Origin of the sequence: Streptomyces torulosus, from assembly GCF_001419765.1 — a bacterium.
In the GTDB taxonomy this organism is placed as follows: domain Bacteria; phylum Actinomycetota; class Actinomycetes; order Streptomycetales; family Streptomycetaceae; genus Streptomyces; species Streptomyces torulosus.
Map to the genome: position 1 here is coordinate 1 of NZ_LIRK01000819.1, position 6,572 is coordinate 6,572.

Genomic DNA, 6,572 nt, shown 5'->3' on the forward strand with positions numbered 1-6,572 from the left:
ACCCTGTCCACGGAATCCCGGCTCCCCCAGAAGCCCCGCCCACTTTCGCTGCCCCCGCTCGAAACCGCGGCGGTCGACCACGGTGCAGCGAATCCACTTGACCAGCACCGCGCCATGGTAAGGCCACGGAGCGTGGCGCCGGTCACTCTCCGACGGGTTGTGGCCCGGCGAGCGCCGGCGTACGCGTGCGAGGATGGGCAACTGGCCTGGACTGGGGAGCAGTTCGGCCCTCACGCACCGGAGAACGGGGAGGAGAGTTCTGTTGAACGGCCTCAACAAGGGCATCCGCAAGGTCGAGGTGTCGCTGAAGTGGGATCCGAGCCCTGCCGGTCAGCCGCCCTCTGACCTCGACATCGTCGCGGCGACCTACCCGGCGGCCGACCCGAGCGGCGATCCGGCCTACGTCGTGCACTTCGACAGCCGCTCGCCCGACGGCACCATCACCCTCAACCGCGACAGCAAGACCGGCCAGGGCTTCGGCTGGGACGAGGTGATGACGGTCGAGCTGAACCGCCTCGACAGCCGGTACGGGCGCGTGGTGATCGGCGTCGCCATACAGCAGGGGGCGAGCCCGAAGACCTTCGGTGACGTCAGCAAGCCGGCCCTACGCATCCGTGAGGACTACACCGTCCTCGCCGAGGACGACTTCGCCTCGGTCCAGGGCTCCACGGCCGCGGTCATCGCCGAGTTCGTGCGGGACGGCTCCGGCTCCTGGAGCTTCCTTCCCGGTCTCCACGGCTACGACGAGGACCCGGCGACCTTCGCCCGCGTGATGGGCGCCCCGCGCGAGTCCTGACGCACCGCGCCACGGACGCCGAAGGGCGGCACAGCCATGAGCCGTGCCGCCCTTCAGTGCCTCAAGAGGTCAGCTGCAGCCGCTGGTCGAGCCGCAGCCCTCGCAGATGTAGCAGGAGCCGGCCCGCTGCATCTTCGTACCGCAGGAGAAGCAGAGCGGGGCGTCGGCGTGGATGCCCAGCTGCATCTCCACCAGCTCGGCGCTGGTGTGCGCCTGCTTCGGGGCGGGCTTTGCCGCCTCGACCTCGGCCCGCGGCGTGGCCACGGCCTTCAGGTCCGTCTGCCGCGGGGCCGACTGGGCCAGGCCCTCGACGTCCACGTCCTCCTCCGCGGGCTCGTACGAACCCGTCTCCAGGTGGCGCTGACGCTCCTCGGCGGAGTGGATGCCGAGCGCGGAACGCGTCTCGAAGGGCAGGAAGTCCAGCGCCAGACGGCGGAAGATGTAGTCGACGATCGACTGGGCCATCCGCACGTCCGGGTCGTCCGTCATACCGGCCGGCTCGAAGCGCATGTTGGTGAACTTCGAGACGTACGTCTCCAGCGGCACGCCGTACTGGAGGCCGACGGAGACCGCGATGGAGAAGGCGTCCATCATCCCCGCGAGGGTGGAGCCCTGCTTGGACATCTTCAGGAAGACCTCGCCGAGACCGTCGTCCGGGTAGGAGTTGGCGGTCATGTAGCCCTCGGCGCCGCCGACGGTGAAGGACGTGGTGATGCCGGGACGTCCCTTCGGGAGGCGCTTGCGGACCGGGCGGTACTCGACGACCTTCTCGACCGCGGTCCGGATGGTCTCCTCGGCCTTCTCGGTGATCTCCGCCTTCTCCGACTCCTTGGTCTTGGCGGAGAGCGGCTGGCCGACCTTGCAGTTGTCGCGGTAGATCGCCAGCGCCTTGACGCCGAGCTTCCAGGCCTCGAAGTAGATCTCCTCGACCTCCTCGACGGTCGCCGTCTCCGGCATGTTGACCGTCTTGGAGATGGCGCCCGAGATCCACGGCTGGATCGCGGCCATCATGCGGACGTGGCCCATCGGGGAGATGGCGCGCTCGCCCATGGCGCAGTCGAAGACCTCGTAGTGCTCCGGCTTGAGGCTCGGGGCGTCGATCACATTGCCGTTCTCGGCGATGTGGGCGACGATCGCCTCGATCTGCTCCTCCTGGTAGCCCAGGCGGCGCAGGGCCTGCGGGACCGTGCCGTTGACGATCTGCATCGAGCCGCCGCCGACCAGCTTCTTGAACTTGACCAGCGCCAGGTCCGGCTCGACACCGGTGGTGTCGCAGGACATCGCGAGGCCGATGGTGCCGGTGGGGGCGAGCACCGAGGCCTGCGAGTTGCGGAAGCCGTTCTTCTCGCCGAGGCGGACCACGTCCTGCCACGCCTCCGTGGCGGCGGCCCAGACCGGGGTGTCCAGGTCGTCCATGCGCACGGCGGTGCCGTTGGCGTCTGAGTGCTGCTTCATGACGCGGTTGTGGGCGTCGGCGTTGCGGGCGTAGCCGTCGTACGGGCCGACCACCGCGGCGAGTTCGGCGGAGCGGCGGTAGGCCGTACCCGTCATCAGCGAGGTGATGGCGCCGGCGAGGGCGCGGCCGCCGTCGGAGTCGTACGCGTGGCCGGTCGCCATGAGCAGGGCGCCGAGGTTGGCGTAGCCGATGCCGAGCTGGCGGAAGGCGCGGGTGTTCTCGCCGATCTTCTGGGTCGGGAAGTCCGCGAAGCAGATCGAGATGTCCATCGCGGTGATGACCAGCTCGACGACCTTCTGGAACCGCTCGACGTCGAAGGACTGGGTGCCCTTGCCGTCGTCGTTCAGGAACTTCATCAGGTTCAGCGAGGCCAGGTTGCAGGACGTGTTGTCCAGGTGCATGTACTCGCTGCACGGGTTCGACGCGGTGATCCGGCCGGACTCGGGGCAGGTGTGCCAGTTGTTGATGGTGTCGTCGTACTGGATGCCGGGGTCGGCACAGGCCCAGGCGGCCTCGGCGATCTTACGGAACAGCGCCTTGGCGTCGACCTGCTCGATGACCTCGCCGGTCATCCGGGCCCGCAGACCGAAGTCGCCGCCCGCCTCGACGGCCTTCATGAACTCGTCGTTCACACGGACCGAGTTGTTGGCGTTCTGGTACTGGACGGAGGTGATGTCGTCGCCACCGAGGTCCATGTCGAAGCCCGCGTCGCGCAGGACGCGGATCTTCTCCTCCTCCTTCACCTTGGTCTCGATGAAGTCCTCGATGTCCGGGTGGTCCACGTCGAGGACGACCATCTTGGCGGCCCGGCGGGTGGCACCGCCCGACTTGATCGTTCCGGCGGACGCGTCGGCGCCGCGCATGAAGGAGACGGGACCGGAGGCGTTGCCACCGGAGGAGAGCAGTTCCTTGGAGGAACGGATACGGGAGAGGTTCAGGCCGGCGCCGGAGCCGCCCTTGAAGATCATGCCCTCTTCCTTGTACCAGTCGAGGATCGACTCCATGGAGTCGTCGACGGCCAGGATGAAGCAGGCGGAGACCTGCTGGGGCTGCGGGGTGCCCACGTTGAACCAGACGGGGCTGTTGAAGCTGAAGATCTGGTGCAGGAGGGCGTACGCCAGTTCGTGCTCGAAGATCTCGGCGTCGGCGGGCGAGGCGAAGTACTTGTAGTCCTCACCGGCCTTCCGGTACGTCTTCACGATGCGGTCGATGAGCTGCTTCAGGCTCACCTCGCGCTGCGGGGTGCCGACGGCGCCCCGGAAGTACTTGCTGGTGACGATGTTGACCGCGTTCACCGACCAGAACTCGGGGAACTCGACGCCACGCTGCTCGAAGTTGACCGAGCCGTCGCGCCAGTTGGTCATGACGACGTCACGGCGCTCCCATGCCACCTCGTCGTACGGGTGCACGCCGGGGGTGGTGTGGATGCGCTCGATACGCAGGCCCTTGCTCGCCTTGGTGCCCTTGGCGCGGGAACTCCGTGCCGGACCGCTCGCCGTCTCTGTCATGCCGCCTCCCTGTATCGGGCCAAAACGCCCTGAAGTGCCACTTTGTTCCTGTGACACGGTGTTCTGTCTTGTGTCGCGACCCGGCTCACAGCCGTCCGCGACAGGTCTCGATCGCCGCCGATCACCCGGTCCTGATGGTCCGGAGGTGCGGCCCGCCCTCAGTCGGCGGCGTTGGCGGGCACGGGGACTTGGGCAGTCCCTCCGGACCCGCGGTCGTTCTCCCGGCACCCCTCGACCGCGTTGTCGACGCCGTCGTCGTCCGCGTCGGGGCGCTTCCCCTGCTCTTCCCTGAGTTCCGCGATGGCGGCCTCGAAGTCCTCCAGCGAGTCGAACGCCCGGTAGACCGAGGCGAACCGCAAGTAGGCGACGAGGTCGAGTTCCTGCAGCGGACCGAGTATGGCCAGACCCACGTCATGGGTGGTCAGTTCGGCGCTGCCGGTGGCGCGCACCGCCTCCTCGACCCGTTGGCCGAGCTGGGCGAGCGCGTCCTCGGTGACAGGCCGTCCCTGGCATGCCTTGCGGACGCCGTTGATGACCTTGGTACGACTGAAGGGTTCGGTCACACCGGACCTCTTGACCACCATCAGCGAGCACGTCTCCACCGTCGTGAAACGACGGGAGCAGTCCGGACACTGGCGGCGCCTGCGGATCGACGTGCCGTCGTCCGTCGTACGACTGTCGACGACACGGCTGTCGGGGTGCCTGCAGAAGGGACAGTGCATAACTCCAACCCTCCTCACAGCACGACTCAATAGCCCCACGAGCCTCTTGGACCCCGCGGAAGCAGCCCCAAGCATAGGGGATGACCATGAGCCCTCAGACCGGGGGGACCACAACTTCTGGGCTGTTGCTGCAATCCAAGCACTAGATGTAGGGCTCGGCACGTAAATCCCCACACGACGCGCGTGTCGCACCCGTACTGGCAAGTGCCACACGGAGGGGCCGTCGCGGAGCGCATCCGCGCCGTCGCAGAACGGACCCGAACGCGCCGGAACGCGCCGGAACGCGAGGGGAACCGAAGAAAGCCGGGTACCGGTACCCGACGGAAGAAGGGGGGAGTGGCAGACTGTGCCGCGCGGCGCCAGCGGCCCACGAAGCCCCCGCCCCGGCGGTGAAGAGTACAGCAATCAGCGGTTTTGTCCGCCCGGAGCAGTCGAGCCATACACCTGCACACATGGTCACGTCAGGTAATCCACGGTTTTTCACTCGAACGTGTGTTTGGCGCAACCTTTCGAAAGCAACTACCGTTGTGCTGCACGGGAGACCATCGAGAGGGGCCGACGTGACCACGACCGCAGACAGCGCCACCATCACTGCCCAGGACCGCTCCCAGGGCCGACTCGAGCCGGTGCACGCGATGAACGAAGTTCCGAACCATGAGGGGCCCAAGCGGGCCCTGCCCGGCCGACCTCCAGGCATCAGGGCGGACAGCTCCGGACTGACCGACCGGCAGCGCCGGGTGATCGAGGTCATCAGGGACTCCGTGCAGCGGCGCGGATACCCGCCGTCGATGCGCGAGATCGGTCAGGCCGTCGGCCTGTCGAGCACGTCGTCCGTGGCGCACCAGCTGATGGCCCTGGAGCGCAAGGGCTTCCTGCGCCGCGACCCGCACCGCCCTCGTGCCTACGAGGTCCGCGGCTCCGACCAGGCGGCGGCGCAGCCGACCGACACCGCCGGCAAGCCCGCCGCGTCGTATGTGCCGCTCGTCGGCCGGATCGCGGCCGGTGGCCCGATCCTGGCGGAGGAGTCGGTCGAGGACGTGTTCCCGCTTCCGCGCCAGCTGGTCGGTGACGGCGAGCTGTTCGTCCTGAAGGTCGTGGGTGACTCCATGATCGAGGCCGCGATCTGTGACGGCGACTGGGTGACGGTCCGCCGCCAGCCGGTCGCCGAGAACGGCGACATCGTGGCCGCCATGCTGGACGGCGAAGCCACGGTCAAGCGCTTCAAGCGCGAGGACGGCCATGTGTGGCTGCTACCGCACAACGCCGCCTACGAGCCCATCCCGGGTGACGACGCGACCATCCTCGGCAAGGTGGTGGCAGTCCTGCGCCGCGTCTGACCCCTCGCGGCGGACGGCCTCCCGTGCCGGTCCGCGCCCCTGATCCGGGCCCCGGAATCCACTGCGCCGGTTCCGGGGTCCTGGGCTTTCCGTGCCCGGTGGCCCGTCCCCTGTCGGGGGCGGGCCACCGGCTTTTCTACGCCTCTTCGAGGGCCTTCGCCGCCTGGTCGATGGCGGCCAGCGACTTCCGCACCTGGTTACGGTCCGTCGTGTACCAGAAGTCGGGCAGTGACGCCTTCAGATAGCTGCCGTACCGCGCTGTCGCCAGCCTCTGGTCGAGGACGGCGACGACGCCCCGGTCGCCCTGCGCCCGCACGAGGCGGCCGGCGCCCTGGGCCATCAGCAGGGCGGCGTGGGTGGCCGCCACCGCCATGAAGCCGTTGCCGCCCGCTTCCTCGACGGCCTTCTGGCGGGCGCTCATCAGCGGATCGTCGGGACGCGGGAACGGGATCTTGTCCATGACGACCAACTGACAGCTGGGGCCCGGCACGTCGACGCCCTGCCAGAGCGAGAGCGTGCCGAACAGACAGGTCTTCGGATCGGCCGCGAAGCCCTTGATCAGCTCGCCCAGCGTCTCCTCGCCCTGGAGGAGGATCGGGAACTCCGGGATACGGACCCGTAGGTCCTCCGCCGCCAGTTGGGCCGCCCGCATCGACGAGAACAGGCCGAGTGTCCGGCCGCCGGCCGCCTGGATCAGTTCCGTGAGCTCGTCCAGCATGTCCGCCCGGTCGCCGTCCCGCGCGGGACGCGACA

General features: G+C 68.4%; 5 protein-coding genes and 1 pseudogene. 2 read left to right on the forward strand and 4 right to left on the reverse strand.

Going from position 1 to position 6,572, the window contains the following annotated elements; translation table 11 throughout:
• A pseudogene (locus AOK23_RS51055) lies at positions 1-195 on the reverse strand (DUF4937 domain-containing protein); the annotation flags it as partial.
• A gap of 67 nt (positions 196-262) precedes the next feature.
• On the opposite strand from AOK23_RS51055, the gene AOK23_RS40670 reads away from it, so the two are divergent.
• On the forward strand, positions 263-796 hold the full coding sequence (locus AOK23_RS40670) for a TerD family protein (RefSeq protein WP_055717440.1): 534 nt from the start codon (positions 263-265) through the stop codon (positions 794-796).
• A gap of 69 nt (positions 797-865) precedes the next feature.
• On the opposite strand, the gene AOK23_RS40675 is transcribed toward AOK23_RS40670, so the two are convergent.
• Together AOK23_RS40675 and nrdR are read right to left on the reverse strand one after the other, a co-directional pair.
• Positions 866-3,760 (reverse strand): vitamin B12-dependent ribonucleotide reductase, encoded by a 2,895-nt coding sequence (locus tag AOK23_RS40675; RefSeq protein ID WP_055717441.1) that lies wholly within the window; start codon positions 3,758-3,760, stop codon positions 866-868.
• Positions 3,761-3,918: 158 nt separating this feature from the next.
• Entirely contained in the window at positions 3,919-4,482 is a 564-nt protein-coding gene (gene nrdR / locus AOK23_RS40680; protein ID WP_055717442.1) for a transcriptional regulator NrdR, read from the reverse strand.
• Between the two features lie 560 nt (positions 4,483-5,042).
• On the opposite strand from nrdR, the gene lexA reads away from it, so the two are divergent.
• Positions 5,043-5,819 (forward strand): transcriptional repressor LexA, encoded by a 777-nt coding sequence (gene lexA / locus AOK23_RS40685; protein ID WP_055512494.1) that lies wholly within the window; start codon positions 5,043-5,045, stop codon positions 5,817-5,819.
• Positions 5,820-5,955: 136 nt separating this feature from the next.
• On the opposite strand, the gene AOK23_RS40690 is transcribed toward lexA, so the two are convergent.
• Positions 5,956-6,572: ATP-dependent DNA helicase (locus AOK23_RS40690; protein WP_169800384.1), on the reverse strand; the 617-nt coding region annotated here is incomplete at its 5' end.

Excerpts from the sequence above, each read along its gene's own strand:
- nrdR (WP_055717442.1), bottom strand. The coding sequence starts at position 4,482 with ATGCACTGTCCCTTCTGCAGGCACCCCGACAGCCGTGTCGTCGACAGT.
- AOK23_RS40675 (WP_055717441.1), bottom strand. The coding sequence starts at position 3,760 with ATGACAGAGACGGCGAGCGGTCCGGCACGGAGTTCCCGCGCCAAGGGC.